The 17,604-nt window shown below is 61.2% G+C and carries 15 protein-coding genes, 1 tRNA gene and 1 pseudogene; 9 read left to right on the top strand and 8 right to left on the bottom strand.

What is annotated here, in order from left to right; genetic code table 11:
• The first annotated feature begins 167 nt into the window (after positions 1-167).
• Together ISN39_RS07150 and ISN39_RS37855 are read left to right on the top strand one after the other, a co-directional pair.
• Positions 168-1,412 carry a DUF2778 domain-containing protein gene (locus ISN39_RS07150; RefSeq protein WP_194729594.1) on the top strand — a complete coding sequence of 415 codons (1,245 nt, stop codon included), beginning with the start codon at positions 168-170 and terminating at the stop codon, positions 1,410-1,412.
• A gap of 472 nt (positions 1,413-1,884) precedes the next feature.
• Positions 1,885-2,499: a hypothetical protein gene (locus tag ISN39_RS37855; protein WP_348651968.1), complete on the top strand. Its 615-nt coding sequence runs from the start codon at positions 1,885-1,887 to the stop codon at positions 2,497-2,499.
• 27 nt (positions 2,500-2,526) lie between these two features.
• Here ISN39_RS37855 and ISN39_RS07140 read toward each other — a convergent pair whose 3' ends face one another.
• The 3 genes from ISN39_RS07140 to ISN39_RS07130 all read right to left on the bottom strand — a co-directional run bounded on the left by ISN39_RS07140 (position 2,527) and on the right by ISN39_RS07130 (position 4,899).
• On the bottom strand, positions 2,527-3,423 hold the full coding sequence (locus ISN39_RS07140; protein WP_194729592.1) for an aminoglycoside phosphotransferase family protein: 897 nt from the start codon (positions 3,421-3,423) through the stop codon (positions 2,527-2,529).
• Positions 3,424-3,518: 95 nt separating this feature from the next.
• Entirely contained in the window at positions 3,519-4,421 is a 903-nt protein-coding gene (locus ISN39_RS07135) for an adenylate/guanylate cyclase domain-containing protein (RefSeq protein ID WP_194729591.1), read from the bottom strand.
• Positions 4,422-4,581: 160 nt separating this feature from the next.
• Complete coding sequence (locus ISN39_RS07130) at positions 4,582-4,899, bottom strand: hypothetical protein (RefSeq protein WP_246763300.1); 318 nt, start codon at positions 4,897-4,899, stop codon at positions 4,582-4,584.
• Between the two features lie 508 nt (positions 4,900-5,407).
• Between ISN39_RS07130 and map the strand changes: the two genes are divergently transcribed.
• Both map and ISN39_RS07120 read left to right on the top strand, forming a co-directional pair.
• On the top strand, positions 5,408-6,241 hold the full coding sequence (map, locus tag ISN39_RS07125; protein WP_194729590.1) for a type I methionyl aminopeptidase: 834 nt from the start codon (positions 5,408-5,410) through the stop codon (positions 6,239-6,241).
• 324 nt (positions 6,242-6,565) lie between these two features.
• Entirely contained in the window at positions 6,566-8,020 is a 1,455-nt protein-coding gene (locus ISN39_RS07120) for a PAS domain S-box protein (protein WP_210388707.1), read from the top strand.
• Positions 8,021-8,164: 144 nt separating this feature from the next.
• On the opposite strand, the gene ISN39_RS07115 is transcribed toward ISN39_RS07120, so the two are convergent.
• Positions 8,165-9,055, bottom strand: a complete 891-nt coding sequence (locus ISN39_RS07115; protein WP_194729589.1) for a LysR family transcriptional regulator — start codon at positions 9,053-9,055, stop codon at positions 8,165-8,167.
• A gap of 100 nt (positions 9,056-9,155) precedes the next feature.
• Between ISN39_RS07115 and ISN39_RS07110 the strand changes: the two genes are divergently transcribed.
• The 5 genes and pseudogenes from ISN39_RS07110 (at position 9,156) to sthA (ending at position 13,868) form a co-directional block, all read left to right on the top strand.
• Positions 9,156-10,214 carry an aldo/keto reductase gene (locus ISN39_RS07110; RefSeq protein WP_194729588.1) on the top strand — a complete coding sequence of 353 codons (1,059 nt, stop codon included), beginning with the start codon at positions 9,156-9,158 and terminating at the stop codon, positions 10,212-10,214.
• Between the two features lie 78 nt (positions 10,215-10,292).
• Positions 10,293-10,843: pseudogene (locus ISN39_RS37850) on the top strand (nuclear transport factor 2 family protein).
• Positions 10,844-10,977: 134 nt separating this feature from the next.
• The gene (locus tag ISN39_RS07100; protein WP_194729587.1) at positions 10,978-11,328 is read left to right on the top strand and encodes an Atu4866 domain-containing protein; all 351 of its coding nucleotides are present in this window, start codon (positions 10,978-10,980) and stop codon (positions 11,326-11,328) included.
• Between the two features lie 455 nt (positions 11,329-11,783).
• Entirely contained in the window at positions 11,784-12,359 is a 576-nt protein-coding gene (locus ISN39_RS07095; RefSeq protein WP_074067828.1) for a dual specificity protein phosphatase family protein, read from the top strand.
• Positions 12,360-12,461: 102 nt separating this feature from the next.
• Positions 12,462-13,868: a Si-specific NAD(P)(+) transhydrogenase gene (gene sthA, locus ISN39_RS07090; RefSeq protein ID WP_074067827.1), complete on the top strand. Its 1,407-nt coding sequence runs from the start codon at positions 12,462-12,464 to the stop codon at positions 13,866-13,868.
• Positions 13,869-13,980: 112 nt separating this feature from the next.
• Here sthA and tig read toward each other — a convergent pair whose 3' ends face one another.
• From tig to ISN39_RS07070, 4 genes are all read right to left on the bottom strand, one after another.
• Positions 13,981-15,462: a trigger factor gene (tig, locus tag ISN39_RS07085; RefSeq protein ID WP_194729586.1), complete on the bottom strand. Its 1,482-nt coding sequence runs from the start codon at positions 15,460-15,462 to the stop codon at positions 13,981-13,983.
• Positions 15,463-15,647: 185 nt separating this feature from the next.
• A tRNA-Leu gene (locus ISN39_RS07080) sits at positions 15,648-15,732 on the bottom strand.
• A gap of 154 nt (positions 15,733-15,886) precedes the next feature.
• Complete coding sequence (locus ISN39_RS07075; RefSeq protein ID WP_194729585.1) at positions 15,887-16,477, bottom strand: GDYXXLXY domain-containing protein; 591 nt, start codon at positions 16,475-16,477, stop codon at positions 15,887-15,889.
• A complete protein-coding gene (locus tag ISN39_RS07070) occupies positions 16,474-17,577 on the bottom strand; it encodes a DUF2157 domain-containing protein (protein WP_194729584.1) in 1,104 nt (367 codons plus the stop codon). The genes ISN39_RS07075 and ISN39_RS07070 overlap by 4 nt, the downstream gene beginning before the upstream one ends.
• Positions 17,578-17,604 lie beyond the last annotated feature (27 nt).

Here is a 17,604-nt window from a genome sequence, read left to right as displayed (position 1 = left end):
AGCCAGATAATCCCGTAAAGGAATTAGTTACCATAGTGCGTCATGCTTCTCGGTAGTCGGCAAGTCGCATCGGGGCCTCATTTTGGCCCTCTTGCTTCATTACCGGCTCCGGCGGGGGCGTTCCGCGTAAGCCGCCGGTAATGTGACGCGTTGGGAAACCGAGTAGTATGGCGTTTGCTGTTGAGGCGCATGAAAGCGTCAACCCTTTCGGCTGGGCTTTTTTTCGCTCAGCCAGACCCCTCCGGCTCATATCCGGAACTGCTGCAATTGGCATCGCGGTCACTCTGTCCGCCTGGACGATTGCCTCTATCGCGGCCATGCACACCTCCGCCATGCCGCAACCCGCAGCTGCGACGATCGCCGATGTCGCGATCGCCCGAAAGCCGGCTCCGCACGTTGCCACGCCTGCGCATCCGCTGATCCGCGTCAGCAAGTTCTCGCGCCTTCCGGGCAAGACGACGGTTTCGGACCGCATGGTTGCCGAACCCTCGCCGAAATCCTCCAAGGATATGGTCGCCCTCTTGCAGCGCCGCGGCCTGTCGCTGCTTGCCATGCGCAACAACAGCGCGGCGATGGCCGCAGCGCTGAAGCAGCAGGCGCAGGTGCTTGCAAGCGCCGCACCTGTTCCGGCGGTCACCGCGCCTGCGGCCCTTCCGGCACCTGATTATTCGATCCGGACCGTCTCCGCCAAGCCGGTTGAACCGGCGTCAAGCCTCGCGCTTGCGGCGACGCTTCCTTCCGCCCAGCCGATACCCGCCGTCGCTCCTGTCGAAACCGCCTCCGCCGAAACGGCAACGTCCGACGAGCCTTTCGGCCTCGTTCTGGGCCCTGGCACCGATATTCCGCTGCCGATGGCACGCCCCGGCAAGCCGAAGATCGACGCGCCCGAAGCTGGACCGGCTCTTGCCTATGCGCGAACGGAAGATGACGACGAGGAGATGCCGGCATTCGCCAAGCCGACCTTGATGCCGAGCGCCCGCAATGGGGTGGCGATCTACGATATCGAGGCCAGCATCGTCTATCTGCCGAACGGCGACAAGCTCGAAGCCCATTCCGGCCTCGGCGCCATGCGCGACAAGCCGCGCTACGCCGACAAGAAAATGCGCGGCCCCACCCCGCCGCACACCTATGATCTCGCCATGCGCGAAGCGCTGTTCCATGGCGTCGAGGCGATCCGCCTCCATCCCGTCGGCGGCCCGCAGAAGATCCACGGTCGCGTCGGCCTGCTCGCCCACACCTACATGCTCGGCAAGCGTGGCGATTCCAACGGATGCGTTTCGTTCAAGGACTACCGCCGCTTCCTTGCCGCCTTCAAGCGCGGCGAAGTCAAACGCCTCGTGGTCGTGCCGCGCCTGAAAAACCCGCCCTCTCCACGTCCAAGTCTCGCATCGCTGTTTTCGAAACGAAGCTAAGCAGCGCCTCGCCTGGCTGGATGGCCTTTGATCCATCTTCTTGCGAAAGTAGGACGCGACGGGATAGCTGGCGAATTGGAGCAATGAGATGCCGGTGGGCTTTGCAAAAGGCCTCTGCCTTGATGCGAACAGGACGAATTGGGAGGGTAGCGGCCCCCGGCCTCTTTCCTGGGCGGCCTGGTATCCTGCGGATGACGGCGCAGTCGAGACGCCCGTATCTGACGCATCTTGGTTTTGTTTGAAGCCTGTTGCGCGTGACGCGGCTCTTAAACCGGCAGCGAGGCCCCATCCCCTCGTGCTGCTCTCTCATGGCACCGGTGGAGTTGCCGCCGGTCTCGAATGGCTGGCCCATCGCCTGGCGCAGCGGGGCTTCGTCGCCCTTGCCGTCAATCATCACGGCCACACCGGTGCCGAACCCCATAGACCGGAAGGCTTCCTCTGCCTCTGGGAACGGGCAAGCGACATAAGTGCAATGCTCGACGATCGCAGCTGGCGAAGGCAACTGGGCGGAATGATCAGCGCTCACTCCTGCGTCGCTGGTTTTTCCGCCGGTGCCTACACGGCTATGTTGCTCATGGGCGCACGCGTGGCCTATTCCCAGTTTGAATCTGCAAACCCGATCAAGAGCCCGCACCGTGGACCGCGGGAGTTTCCCGACCTGGCGGACCACATATCTCCCCTGCTGGAGCGCAGCGCCGTTTTTCGCGCGTCGTGGAGCCGCAGATCAAAGGACTATAGCGACCCTCGATTTGATGCTGCCCTCGTCCTTGCGCCTGGCCGCTCGGTGTTGGGTTTTTCGGCCGAGAGCTTGAAGCGGATCGCAAAGCCGGTTCGAATTGTCGGCGGTGATGCGGATACCATCGCGCCTGCGCAGGAGTGCTGCAGCTGGCTGCACAGCCATCTGCCGGGCGCTGGGCTGGATATTCTCAAAGGCGGAGTTGACCATTACGTTTTTGTGCCGGAACCGACGCCTCAAGGCAGGAAACTGGCACCGGACATTTTCACGGATGCCGACGGCATCGATCGGCGGTCTATTCACGACGAAGTCGCCAGCATCGCGGCTCGGTTCTTTGGTTCCGTCGTCTGAAAATCGTCTCCGCCGCCTCTTTCGCCATTAGCTCGCAGCGAAACCGCGGTCCGACATCGTCTCGAGCCATATCACGGTATGGCGGGTCATTGCCGGAGTATGGCGGGAATCGTCCGGTAGCTCTGCCAGTTCCGACAGCCTATGAATACCGGTGAGGATCGCGATACGGCGCCGGTCGAGCGTCCGGCCCGACGCCTTTTCATAAGCCGCAGCGATCCGCTCGGTGAGATCCGGCGATATGAAGTTCGAATAGATGAACTCCTGGTGGACCGGACCAAAGCCGGAATCAGCAAAATCGTAGATGCCGTTGAGGCGGCCCCGCACACGGTCGAAAGCCATGTTCCATCCATGGCCGTCGAAAAAGCCATAGGTCTGTCCGTGGGGATCGGGCGGAAGCCGCTCGAATCCTGCGATGATATCCTCTGCCACGCCACGAAGTTCGACCGGAAGGGCCGGTACGGCTTTGACGCGAAGTGTTGCAGGGCTTTGCCATGCGCCGATTGGCGCGGCGCCGGCATCCGCCATTTGCTCCTTGTCGAGCCGGTGAAGCTCGGTGTAAAACTGCCCCAATGCCTCGCCAAGGCACTGGCGCGCATCCTCCGGAAGCCTGTCATATTCGGCCGTAAGCAGATGTTCGCCCCTCAGCTTCTCATGAAGAGAAAACAGGTGCCGGCCTCTCTCGAAAATGCGCAGCTCCGGGACGGCCATTGAGACCCTGGGCCGGACGACTGCAAGCAGTGCGGCCTCCCTCACAAGCGCCTTTTGTGCGACCTCATTGCGGGGAAACTTGAAGATCAGCCGGTCATCCACGTCAACGGCGATCGAATCCCAGCCTACCGGGGCGAGCTCGAACGTCGATGCCGCCAAGTCCGGATACTCGCTGAGAATGATGTCCCGGAACTGATCTAACTTTTCCGTTGTCATGGTGGCTTTCGTCGATCATCGAGCCGCGCTGCAAGGTATGCAATTCGAAAGCACTGGCAACGCCGCCTCGTAATCACAGCCAATGCACTCTTGGGTCAGTTTCGCATCACCCACCGAACGCCGGCAGCGGCGGCCAGCCCCAGAACTGGCCATATCGCCCAGAATATCCCGTGCCACGACAGAAGGTTGATCGCGATCATGCCAAGCCCGGCGACGCCGAGGGCGGCAATGCCTCGATCGACGCGGTTCTGGTTCCGCACCCATATCATTGCCGTCAGGACAGCAAAGGCCAGAAGCGGCCATGCCGCCCAGAAGACGCCCCGCCAGGAGAGAAGATTAATGACAACCAGCACAGCGCTCAACAAGGCGAGCAGACCAAACATCTTGCGAGCCTTTGCGCCAAGCGGCCAATTGGTCACTGCCGGAGCCTTCGGTCGGTTTGCTGCAGCCTCCGGCTGCGGGGCGCTCCTTATGCCTTCGCCGATGCGCACGGCGTAGCTCGGCACGGGCTCCGTGACATTCTTCACCACCAAAGGCCCGAGAAAATCGAAACCGACGGCCACCTTGTTGCGGACCTGGTCGTAGACGGTATTCGATATCACGATCCCGCCGGCGGTGGCAGACGCCTGCAGCCGCGCGGCAATATTGACGCCGTCGCCATAGAGATCGGCGCCTTCGACGATCACATCCCCGAGATTGATGCCGATCCGGAACAGCATGCGACCGTCCGCCGGCCGCGTAGCGTTCATGCCCGCGAGCTCGTTCTGAACGTCGACTGCCGCACGCACCGCCTCGACGACGCTCGGAAAATCGGCGATCAATCCGTCGCCCCAGGTATTGATCACCCGCCCTCCGTGCAACGCGATGAGCCGCGACATCGCATCGCGATACCGCTTCAGCATCGCCAGCGTGCCCTCCTCATCCGCACCCATCAGGCGCGTATAATCCTGCACGTCGGCGCAGAAGATGGTGGTCAGCTTGCGTCGCGTTTCGCTCATGATGTCCCGCCGCGTCTCCTAGTGTCCAATCAGCAAAGCTAGGGCAAGTCGTCAATAAATCCGGTTCTGTAAGCGCGATTTGCGCAATGTCCGTTTCGCTGCGAAAAGTATTTTGGCTGCCGTTAGAAGCATTCGAGCGGGCATACGCTATTATCTCGGCTTAATCCGGCAGCGCCGCGACTGCAACGATCTCAACAACGATCGTGGATTGTGCAAGAGCTGCAACCCCGATCACCTCCGAGCGCGGCGGGGCGTTATGGCTGCAGTGCTTCGGGCAATGCTCGGCAAAGAACTCGTCCATTACGTCCTGGCGAAAATTGGGAGAACTCAGAACGCCGCCATCGGGAACCGGCCCCTTAACAAAGAAGGTCAGCTGGATGCGATATTCGAGCGCGCTGCCAGTTCCTCCAAGTCCGATTTGATGTTCGTGAGAATTGCGCGCCACTGCCACCATTTCATCGGCACACTTGGCACCCATGCGATACTGCCGCTTTCCCGTCACGAATGCACCGCGAGGCGTCGCGCCGAGACGGGACCGGCGCCGGGTGCGAAGGGAAATCCGCAAGACCTGGCATTCGGGAGGCGGTCGGGCAGCAGTGCTTGGCCGGTGTTTCCGCACGTGCTCGGCTGGTCCGGCTTTACACCCTTCCTCCCGCAAAGACCGGGACTGGGTAGCCGCTCATCCCAAAGCCCCGCGCCCCAATAAGGCGCGGCATCCGAGCAGAGAGGCCGAGTTGCGGAAAAAAACCGCCGAACGGGGCGCCGGCAATCGTCATATATTTCACTTCAACGCGGCAATTTCCAGCGCGCCGTTTGAGTGGAACGCAAGGCGCAAGATACGGGTGAAGCCCACCGCGTGACTGGAAAGGCATACCGATGCACCGTATCGAAGTGGTACAAATCTCGTGGTTGCGGTTGATCGCGATGGACGAACGCGGCATAGCTGCATTATGTACGATGAGGACAATCTCCGCTAAGGCCCTGCAATGGTGAATTATATCGAAGCCTCCTCCGCGCCGCCGAAGAATACCGGTGCCATCCGGCTCTATGGTCCCGAGGCCTTCGAGAGCATGCGCAAGGCGTGCCAGTTGACCGCCCGCTGCCTCGACGAACTCGCGGCGATCGTCAGGCCGGGGCTTCCGACCGACGCGATCGATCGGTTTGTCTTCGAATTTGGTATGGACAACGGCGCCCATCCGGCGACGCTCAATTATCGCGGCTATACCAAATCCACCTGCACCTCGATCAACCATGTCGTCTGCCACGGCATTCCGGACGCAAAACCGCTTCGCGAAGGCGATATCGTCAATATCGACGTCACCTTCGTGCTCGACGGCTGGCACGGAGATTCCAGCCGCATGTATCCGGTCGGGCAGATCAAGCGTGCCGCCGAACGTCTCCTCGAAGTCACGCATGAAGCGCTGATGCGCGGCATTGCCGCCGTCCGCCCCGGCGCGCGCACCGGCGCGATCGGCGAGGCGATCCAGACCTACGCAGAAAGCGAACGCTGCTCGGTCGTCCGCGATTTCTGCGGCCATGGCGTCGGCCGCCTCTTCCACGATTCGCCGAACATCCTGCATTACGGCCGGGCCAACGAGGGTCCGGAGCTGCGCGAAGGCATGATCTTCACGATCGAGCCAATGATCAATCTCGGGCGTCCGCATGTGAAGGTGCTTGCCGATGGCTGGACGGCGGTCACCCGCGACCGGTCGCTTTCTGCGCAATACGAACACACCGTCGGTGTCACGGCCGGCGGCTGCGAGATCTTCACGCTTTCGCCCGGCGGCCTCGACCGGCCAGGCCTGCCGCTCAACGGGTGAACGCAGATCGCGAAAGGTCCTGTGTTCCACCCGAACGGTGAACTGAACCGGTTTGCCGCCCAAAGGACTGCGCACGCGCGACATCTACATTCCCGACCTTTATCTGGACACGATTAAGGTGAAGACGCGGGATTTCCGCTAATGTCGTCAAATCCAGACTGCTGTTGTGACGACAGGCCCTATCAAACCTCCGCTGCATCCGGTAGGTTTAGGCCTTCGCCTTACGGGCCTTTACCTTCAGCCGCACCAGCGGCCAGATCGTGCGGACATCCGGGGAAGAGCCAATAGCAATGTGACCGTCACGAAGTCCGCAAGGAGTATCGCATGAACAAGCCCCTGAGCCAGAGCGAGACGCCCTTCACTAAGTCCCGTCACGAGGCGGAACCGCACTCAGCAATCGTCGCGATCCCCGCGAACATGGCGATCGAGCACATCCTTCAGGCTCTACCGGAAGCCGTCTATACGACCGATGCCTCAGGGCTGATAACCTTCTACAACGACGCGGCCGCCGAGCTGTGGGGAGTGAGGCCGGAGCTCGGGAGGAGCGAATTCTGCGGCTCCTGGAAGCTATATTGGCCGGACGGCACGCCTCTGCCACATGACGAATGCCCTATGGCCATGGCGCTGCGCGAAAAACGCCCGGTGCGAGGGCTCGAAGCATTTGCCGAGCGACCGGATGGCCGCCGGGTCCTGTTCCGGGCCTTTCCTACACCGATCTTCGACGCCGAGGGCACGCTGGTCGGTGCGGTCAACATGCTCGTCGATCAATCGGACGCTGCTGTCGCCGACGAAGCCACACAGCGGGTCGCAGCTATAGTCGAATCATCCGACGACGCCATCCTGGCAAAGGATCTCAACGGCACAATCACCGACTGGAACCGCGGCGCCGAGCGGCTTTTCGGCTATACCGCCGAAGAAGCCATCGGCCGTTCGGTCACCATGCTCATCCCGCTGGATCGAGCCGATGAGGAGCCCAACATCCTCGCCCGGCTTCGACGGGGCGAAAAGATCGACCACTACGAGACCATCCGTCGGCGCAAGGACGGGAGCCTTGTCGAGATATCCTTGTCGGTATCGCCGATCCGAAATCGCGCAGGCCAAGTGATCGGCGCATCCAAGATCGCGCGTGACATCACCGAACGCAGGCGCGCGGAAGAGCAGCAGCACCTTCTCCTCCGAGAGATGGATCACCGCGTCAAGAACCTTTTCGCGCTGGCGAGCAGCGTCGTGTCGCTGAGCGCGAAAAGGGCGACGACACCGCGCGAGCTCGCCACAGCAGTGTCTCAGAGGCTGGGAGCGCTCGCCCAGGCTCACGCCTTGACGGTGACGCGGACGTCCCAGGCGTCGGACCGCATCGTGCAGGCGACCACGCTCCATACCCTGTTGCGGACGATCCTTGCGCCATATGATCGCGGCGCGGACGCAACCACACCCCATGCGGTCGTAAGTGGCCCCGACGCGACGATCTCCGGGGGGTCTCTCACGAGCTTCGCGCTCCTGCTGCACGAGTTTGCGACCAATGCCGCGAAATATGGGGCGCTGTCGACCGACAAGGGCTGCGTCGAAATCGCGTGCGAAGAGGAAGGCGACACCTTCATCCTCACCTGGACCGAGCGAGACGGCCCGCCCGTAATGCAGGCCGCTGACGGGGACGGCTTCGGCACGACTCTCGGCCGCGCCACGGTCCGTAGCCAGCTCGGCGGCGAAATCCAGCGAGACTGGAAGCCGGAAGGCCTCGTCATTCGGTTGTCAGTCCCGCGCGATCGCCTGCAAGCCTGACGGCAACGGTTTCGGCCGGCTTGCGCGAGCCCGAGCCGGGGTCCTTCAGCCTTGTCCGAGTCACCACATCGCGGCTTCCGCTCGGTCCTGGCATCGACGCGACATCCGCTTGCTAAGGTTCACTCGAACCGCAGACCGTCGGCGCTATCGCCACCGCCTTACATGCTCAACCAAGGCGCGTAGCTTCGGGGCGAGATTCCGCCGGTTGGGAAAATAGAGGAAAAAGCCCGCGAACGGCGGGCAGTACTCTTGGAGGAGAGGCACCAGTTTGCCGGATGAGACGAAGGGTCTGAAGGTCTCCTCCATGCCAAACGTTATGCCTCCCCCCGCGCAGGCCGTGCGGATCATCAGCCACATATCATTGGTGGTGATCTGAGGATTGACCGCCACGTCGAACTCACGTCCACTTTCGCCAAACTCCCAGCGGTAAGGCGCGGTGTGCGGTGCGGGACGCCAGCCAATACAGCGATGCTGGGCCAGTTCCGAGGGATGCGACGGCTTCCCGAAGCGCTCGATATAGGAAGGCGCGGCAACCGCGCTTTGACGTTGCTCGCCGGACACCGGGATAGCGATCATATCCTGGTCTATCACCTCGCCAAGCCGCACCCCCGCGTCATACCCCTCCGCCACAATGTCGAATTCTTCGTCCGTGACGGACAGATCGATCTGAACGGCGGGATAGGCGTCCGCAAAGCTCGACAGCAGCGGTCCTGAGATGAACCGTTCTGCGATCGAGGACACTGCCAGCCGCAAAAGGCCGCTCGGAGCGATGTCTCGATCCGCGGTGGCGTTCAGGGCCAGGCCGACCTCTGCAATGGCTGGCGCCACGCGCTGGTAAAGCTGCTCGCCAGCCTCTGTCAGGCTGACGCTTCGGGTTGTTCGCTGAACGAGCGCGACGCCAAGCCGATCCTCGAGGCGACGGATCGTCTGGCTCACCGCTGGCCGCGTGACACCTAAGTGCTCGGCGGCCGCGCGAAAGCTTCGTGCCTCCGCGACGGCCAGAAAAACAGAGATGCCATTCAGATCCACAGCCATTGGTTAGTCGAACTTACCAGCCTGGTCACGATTGGGCAAGTTGCCTGCTCCTCTAGCAGCCGCTACTTTTGGCTCGGTGAATTGGAGATGGCTAACCAAGATGATGCTCGAGAACTACAAACTGCTAGGACGCTCAGGATTGCGTGTTTCGCCCATAAGCCTGGGCACCATGACCTTCGGGTCGGATTGGGGTTGGGGCGCCGACAGTGTCGAAGCCCGCCGCATCTTCGATCTCTATGTCGATCGAGGCGGCAATTTCATCGATACCTCGGTGAACTACACCGACGGCGCCGCCGAACGCTTCCTCGGGGAATTCGTCGGCGACAAGCGTGAGCGGCTCGTCCTCGCGACGAAGTTCACGATGGCCCGCGAGCCTGGCAACCCCAATTCGGGCGGCAATCATCGCCTCAACATGATGCGCTCTGTCGAGCAAAGCCTCAGGCAGCTTGGCACTGATCGCATCGATCTCTTCTATCTGCACGGATGGGACATGACGACCCAGCCAGACGAGGTGATGCGCGCCCTCGACGATCTCGTTCGGTCGGGAAAGGTTCTCTATATCGGCATCTGCAATACGCCGGCATGGCGGATTGCCGAAATGCAGACGCTCGCCGACATGCGCGGCTGGTCCCCCTTCGTCGCGCTTCAAATCGAATACAGTCTCGTGGAACGCACCGTCGAGCATGAGCTCATGCCGATGGCCGCATCCTTAGGACTCGGCGTGCTCCCGTGGTCGCCGCTAGGCGGCGGCGTGCTGGCCGGCAAATACTCCCGAGCGGACGTTCAGGATTCCCGAGAAGCGGCCGTGTCTCCCAGCCGCAAGGGCGTCATCGCCTCGTCGGGGCATCTCAACGAGCGCTCGATCGAGATCGCGCACGAGGTTCGCACCGTTGCCCAGGAAATGGGCTCGACATCGTCTCGGGTAGCGCTTGCATGGACCCTGGCCAATCCCACGGTCGTGTCGCCCATCATGGGCGCCCGCACCGTCGCCCAGGCGGAGGAAAATCTGGGCGCTCTGGAAGTGGCGCTGTCGCCGGAGCAGCTCGATCGCCTGAACCGGGTAAGCGACCCAGGTCCGATATTCCCTGCCCGGTTCGTAAATCGCCCATTGGTTCAGCAACTCATCTTCGGCGGAGCTTCCGTGGCTCGCCGCATCTGAACTCAGACGAAGAAGACCAACATGCGTGAAGGCGGTTGCCCAGACAGCGGCCTTTCGGCAACCCAAAGGAATGATTCCATGACCCTTTCCTCACTGACCGATCGCCTCACCGCCGCGGGCCGCAAACTGCTGGTCGCCTCAGCATTCTTGGCCATCATCGGACCGGCGCATGCCGAGACCAGCGCGCCGGACGCCCGTGTCGAGATCCAGGAGACCAATATCGAGAGGCAGAACAAGGCCATCGTCCGCAAGGCGTTTGAGAAATGGCGTGCAGGCGGTTCCGTCTTTGCAGAGCTTCTCGCGCCCGACGTCGTCTGGACAATCCATGGCTCCGGCCCCGTAGCCGGCACCTACCGTAGTCTCCAGGATTTCGTCGAGCGAGCCTCTGCCCCCTGCTCAGCCGTCTCACGACCCCTGTGTTGCCGGAGGTGCATGACATCATGGCCGATGGAGACATGGTCATCATCCGCTTCGACGGCACGGCCACGACAACCTCGGGAGCACCTTATCGCAATCAGTTCGTTTGGATATTCCGGATGAAGGACGGCTCTGTCGTCGAGGCCGAGGCCTTTCTGGATCTCGTCGCCTACCAGCAGGTTGTCGAGAACAACGAGCCGCGTGCGCAATAGCCGGCGGTCATGAGTTCGCCTGTGGGCCGGCCTCTCGCATCGTCAGCCGCCAAGACAGCCGGACCCCAGGCCCATGCAGAACCTAATTCGGCTCTGGCAGCCAAGATATACAATAAATGTTTAGGAGCCCGATCATGCGGCATGCATTTGCAATCGTGTTGACCGCCACACTCTTGAGTGAATCCGTACAAGCCGAGGAATCCAAATTGCAGGCTAGCCATCCGTATACCGGCATGTGGGTCACCGGCGACGGCCATGTCCGCCACGAACTCCTGCCGAGCGGGCGTTATGTCGAGGCACGCGGCAAACGCGAACGCGCCTATGAAGGGCGTTACGAAGTGACCGGCACACATATCGAATATTGGGACGACACCGGCTTCACCGCCGATGGCGACTTCGTCGACGCAAATACCTTGCACCACGGCGGTATGGTTTTGCGCCGCGTTACGGATCGTATCGCAGACCCCTCCGTCTCGAAACGATAGTGGCGCAGCACAGATCTGGTTTTGGTACGATCTTCCGCGCCGCGGTCGAAGGGCGTCTTCCTTCACATCGGCGATGCTGCGTCGCAGAAGATGAGTTGTCGTACGCCATCTCAGCAGGTCCCATCGTCCCACACCCTTTTGGTGCGAGGGAACTGATTGAAGACTGAAGAGCGCGGCAGCGCGGGACCCGAGCTTCTTCGCCTCGAAAGCGTGCGAACAGCTGGGCGCACGTTGTCGCTGCCCTCCTTGACAAGGTCAAAAAGTTTTGCCGAACAGAAGCCAATCCCAGCAGAAGCCCTTGAATAACCACGACCACATCATTATCGGCAAGGACGGGCCTGCCGCCAATCGAGGGGCAGACGCTTAAAAAGCGCCACCATTCAGGTGTCTGTCAGCTTCGGGTCGCAATGAGCGCATGCTGCCTCGCAGGTAGCGTTCCGAGGCAGAGGCATTCGATGACGATAAAATTCCTGCCACGCTACGGGAAGGCAGCGCTAAGGCTCTTCGGCCTATTCCTGCTCACCGCAGGCGGCTATTTCCTTTATCTGCAGGCAACGGACAATTTCGCAACGGTCGTTGCCGGCGAAGTCTACCGTTCGTCGCAGCCGTCCGCCCAATCAATCACAGAGCTTGAAAAACAGTATGGCATCAGGACGATCCTCAACCTCAGGGGTGAAGCCGACAGCTCCAAATGGTACGCCGACGAGGTTCAGCAGGCGAAAGCATTGAACATCGTCCATATCAACTTCAAAATGTCCGCCGGAAGGGAACTGAGCCCGGAACAGGCCAAGGACCTCATCGCCATCATGCGGGACGCGCCGAAACCGCTGCTGATCCATTGCCGCGCCGGTGCCGATCGCACCGGGCTTGCCTCCGCTCTCTATCTGGCCGCCGTCGCCGGCAAGGACGAAGAGGCGGCCGAGGGCCAGTTGTCGCTTCTCTACGGGCACCTGCCCTTCCCGTTCAGCCGCGCTTTCGCGATGGATCGCACGTTCGAGAAATTGGAGACCTTCGTTTTCGGCAATTCCTGACAGTAGCCGAAAGACAATCTGTAACATTGACCAGCTACCCGTGGATGAGCGACATTTTGCGTCGCAATATATGATTCCAAATTCCAATTCCGGGGCCGAGCCATGTTTCAGTACGATCTTGTTGTTGTGGGCAGCGGTCCGGCGGGCCGCCGAGGCGCCATCCAGGCTGCGAAGCTCGGCAAGAAGGTCCTGGTCATCGAACAGGGCAAGCGTGTCGGCGGTGTTTCGGTTCATACGGGCACCATCCCTTCCAAGACGCTGCGGGAGACGGCTCTCAATCTCTCCGGCTGGCGCGAGCGCGGCTTCTACGGCCGTGCCTATCGCGTCAAGGAAGAGATCAGCGCCGAGGATCTGCGCCGCCGCCTCTTGATCACGCTCGACCACGAGGTCGAAGTGCTCGAGCACCAGTTCGCCCGCAACCGCGTCCAGCATATCCGCGGCAGGGCAAGCTTCGTTGATCCCTCGACGCTGCAGGTGATCAAGGATGACGGGGAGACCATGCAGGTCAGCTGCGCCAGCATCCTGCTTGCCGTCGGCACCAAGCCATTCCGCCCGGACTACATCCCCTTCGACGGCAAGAGCGTGATCGACAGCGACGAACTGCTCGATATCAAGGAACTGCCGCGTTCGATGGTCGTCATCGGCGCAGGCGTTATCGGCATCGAATATGCGACAATCTTCAGCGCCCTCGATACGGCCGTGACCCTGCTCGATCCCAAGTCGACCATGCTCGATTTCATTGACAAGGAGATCGTTGAGGATTTCACCTACCAGCTCCGCGACCGCAACATGAAATTGCTGCTCGGCCAGAAGGCGGACAAGGTGGAGACGCTCGACAACGGCAAAGTCGCGCTGACGCTCGACAACGGTCGCCACCTGACGACAGACATGGTGCTTTTTGCCGCCGGACGCATGGGGGCGACGGACGCGCTCAACCTTGCCGCCGCAGGCCTCGAGGCAGACAGCCGCGGCCGACTGAAGGTCAATCCGGAAACCTTCCAGACCTCGGTGCCGAACATCTATGCCGCCGGCGACGTCATCGGCTTTCCGAGCCTCGCCTCGACCTCGATGGAGCAGGGCCGCATCGCCGCCCGCGTCGCCATCGGCGCGATCGCCAAGGAGCCTCCGAAATACTTTCCTTACGGCATCTATGCCGTGCCGGAGATTTCCACCTGCGGCCTTTCGGAAGAAGAGGTCAAGGAGCGCGGCATTCCCTACGAATGCGGCATCGCCCGGTTCCGCGAGACCTCGCGCGGTCACATCATGGGCCTCGAAACCGGTCTCCTGAAGATGATCTTTTCACTGAAGACTCGCCGTCTGCTCGGCGTTCACATTGTCGGCGAAGGGGCGACCGAACTCGTGCATATCGGCCAGGCGGTGCTCAACCTCAAGGGCACCGTCGAGTATTTCGTCGAGAATACCTTCAACTATCCGACGCTTGCGGAAGCCTACAAAATCGCCGGCCTCGACGCCTGGAACCGCATGGGCGACATCAAGTCGGAACTCTGAGCCGCCCGCCTCATTCGGCAAGCGCTGCCCAGCACAGCACTCGCATTGCCGCCCAAAGAAAAGGCCCCGCCGAACCCGGCAGGGCCTTAAATTTCAGTCCTTAAAGAACCGATTACTCGGCGTCGCCTTCGGAGGCCTTCTTCTTCGGAGCGGCCTTCTTTTTGGGAGCAGCGGCCTCTTCGCCTTCGGAAGCTTCAGCCTTTGCGGCTGCTTTTTTCTTCGGCGCGGCCTTCTTGGTTTCCTTGGCTGAACCTTCGCCATCTTCGTCGGCGAGCAGCTCTTCCTTGGTGACCTTCTTGTCCGTGACGTCGATCTCGGTCAGCAGATGATCGATGACCTTTTCCTCAAAGATCGGCGCGCGGATCGAAGCGGCGGCGCCCGGCTGGCTGCGGAAGAACTCGAGGATCTGCTTCTCCTGGCCCGGATACTGGCGCAGCTGCTCGTAGATCGCGCGCTGCATTTCGTCTTCGCTCACTTCGACACCGGCCTTTTCGCCGATTTCGGAGAGGACGAGGCCGAGGCGGACGCGGCGTTCGGCGAGTGTCTTGTATTCTTCCTTGGCCTTCTCTTCCGTCGTGTCTTCGTCTTCGAACGTCTTGCCGGACTGAGCGAGATCGTTGTTCACCTGGCTCCAGATGCCGTTATATTCGGCTTCGACGAGCGCCTTCGGGGTCTCGAATTTGTACATCTCGTCGAGCTGGTCGAGGATCTGGCGCTTGACCTTCTGGCGGGTCAGCGAGCCATACTGCGACTCGATCTGGCCGCGGACGATTTCCTTCAGGCGATCGGCGGATTCGAGGCCGAGCTTCTTTGCCAGCTCGTCATTGATTTCCACGTCGGCCGGAGCGGCAACTTCCTTGACGGTGACGTCGAAGGTGGCTTCCTTGCCGGCGAGGTTCTTTGCCGGATAGTCGGCCGGGAAGGTCACAGTGATGGTCTTCTCGTCGCCAGCCTTGACGCCGACGAGCTGGTCTTCGAAACCCGGGATGAAGCGGCCTGAGCCGAGGACGAGTTCAGCACCCTGATCGGTGCCGCCTTCGAAGGCTTCACCGTCGACCTTGCCGACGTAATCCATCGTGACGCGGTCGTCATTGGCGGCCTTGCCCTTCTTGGTTTCGTAAGAACGGGCGCTTTCGGCAACCTTGAGAACCTGCTCGTTGACTTCTTCGTCAGAAATATCAACGACTTCGCGAGTGATCTTGATGCCCTCGACGGACTTCAGTTCAATCGGCGGCAGAACTTCGTAGGAGAGCGTAAATTCGAAGTCCTGCTCAGCGGCGAGGATCTTGTCCGCTTCGTCCTTGTCTTCCGTCATTGCGATTTCCGGCTGCGTGGCGGACTTCTCGCCACGGCTGGAAAGGATCTGGGTCGGCTGCTCGCGAACGATCTCATTGACGAGATCGGCCATGATCGACTTGCCGTAGACCTTCTTGAGGTGGGCGACCGGGACCTTGCCCGGACGGAAACCATTGATGCGCACCTTGTCCTTTACGTCGGCAAGGCGCTCGTTCATCTTGTTTTCCATGTCCTTGGCCGGGATAACGACCTTGATTTCGCGCTTCAGCCCTTCAGCGAGCGTTTCGATAACCTGCATGTCTTCCTACCTTCATTTCGTGGCGGCCGTGCCCAGACGCCGTTCGTTTCGATGAGCACGACGCCGGAAAATTGCCGCGCGTGGCTTTTGTCAGATTCCAATGCATCCCACCCAAGGGGGGACGGCGCCATCCTGCCGGGTAATTGGGGCGACCTATCCCGGTCCTCCCACCTGCAAGCCAGCTTTGGTGCGGGTAGAGAGACTTGAACTCCCACGCCTTGCGGCACCAGAACCTAAATCTGGCGTGTCTACCAATTTCACCATACCCGCGTTCGCAAAACCGCAATGCATTTGCCTGCACATGAGGCCTTCCGGAGCGCGGCGTCTCTATATCACCCGATTTGGTGGAGGCAAAGGAAAAATGAAGGCCAAATGACAGGGATTTTTTGGGCTGCAAGGCCCCTCTCCTGGCATTTCGCCAAAGTCAGTAAAGCGGCTCCTCATAGGCGGGCTTGCCGTCTACGAGCAAGCTGCGGATCTGAGCCGTGCCATCGCTTGAAATACGCGCAGCAATCGAAACGCTGCCGTCCTGCCGGGCCTCCTCCAGCGGCTTGCCTTGGCCTTCCGGCACATAATAGCGTTCGATCCCGTATTCGGCGCGGATCGTGTCGGCCGTGCGCACACCGTAGCTGTAAAATGGACGGCTCTTGAGCACGGCGCTTTCCGCTGCCTCGGGGAGCGGCTGGAACGACGATTCGGCGATTGCCCAAAAGCCGTCCGGCTGCTTTTTCAAGCGGACCCAGAGCGTCTGCTCGCCCGGTACGGTGGGCAGTTCGCCGACCACCGTCTGTGCCGGAACCGACGAAATCTCGTAATTCAGCACGACGTAGTCGCCACGCAGGAAATCACGTGGATCGACAGGTGTCGTCTTCAGCAGGACTTCGGTGCCGCTACGCAGGATCGCCGCGCGGCTTTCGATTATGTATCCCAGAATGATGGTCTGGAGGGCGGCAGCAATGACCGCCGCAATCAGGTAAGCCCTGCCCGATTGACGTTTTGAAGACAACGCATTCATTCCGTCACCTCCGTCGACCTTGCACCGAAACGTCTCTCAAGGCGGATCACCACCCAGGCGACGATCGCCACCAGCAGACCGGACAGAAGAAAGAGGCTCGACGTTCCGAGGATCGAACCGACTGTGACGGAAGCAAGATAGAAAACCTCGGCGGCAAAGGTGGCGTAGGCAAGATAGCGCACGGCGCCGTTGTCTCGGCCCTGCAGCGCGATCGCAAGCACGGCCATTGCGAGCGTTGCCATGCCGACCACAACAAGCGGCCCGCTTTCATCGTGCTCTATGTTGAGCAACAGCAATCCGACTGCCGCCACCAAGAATGCGTAAAAGGCCGGCGCAGCACCCGCAGTCCTTATGAATGCAAGGCCACGCAGCGGCGGCAGGCTGACGGCCACGAACGCGGCCATGCCGCAAAGCACGAAGGCGAACGCCATCCGGATATCTTCATGCAAGGTGTAGAGCCATGCAAGCCAGCCCACAGCAAGCAGATAGGCAAGATGCCGTGCACGATCGGCGCCGGTAAAGCGCACCAGTGCGACAATGACCACGGCCATGACGGGCGGCGCCCAGGGATCGAAGCCCACCCAACGCGCGCCGTAGTCCGTCAGATAGACAGCGAATGAGGCCCAGGACAGAAAGCCGGCTATGGCAGTCACGGCACCTGAGCGGAAGAGCGCGGCAGACACGGTCGCGACCGCGAACCAGAGATACATGACAGTCTGCTCGTCACCCGACAGATGATACATCTGGCCGATGAGGGAGATCGCGCCGCCGAAGCTCAGGGCACCGACGACGAGGAGGCCGCTCGCAACCGCCGAAGCCCCTCGGGCAAACAATAGTGCGGCGCCGAGATAAACAGCCCAGATCAGGGCGAGGATCGCGCCGACGCGGACCAGCCGCGGGATCGCCTCCCAGTTGGAGGCGATGAGCAGCAGGACTGCCGCCGCAAGCAAGACCGCGGCAAGCACCATCAGCACATTGCCGAGACTGAAACTTGCAGGCCGGCTGTCATATTCGACAAGCAGCAATTCCGCCATCGCCTCGGGCAGCAGACCCTTTTCCACCCAGAGCGACAGATCCCGCTCCAACCGTCCCCGATACATGCCTGCCTCCGTGCCGATTCCAGCGGC

It is taken from the genome of Rhizobium sp. 007 (assembly GCF_015353075.1).
Classification (GTDB): Bacteria; Pseudomonadota; Alphaproteobacteria; order Rhizobiales; family Rhizobiaceae; genus Rhizobium.
Note: the sequence above shows the minus strand (reverse complement) of the source record. Positions and strands in the feature narration are given on the sequence as shown.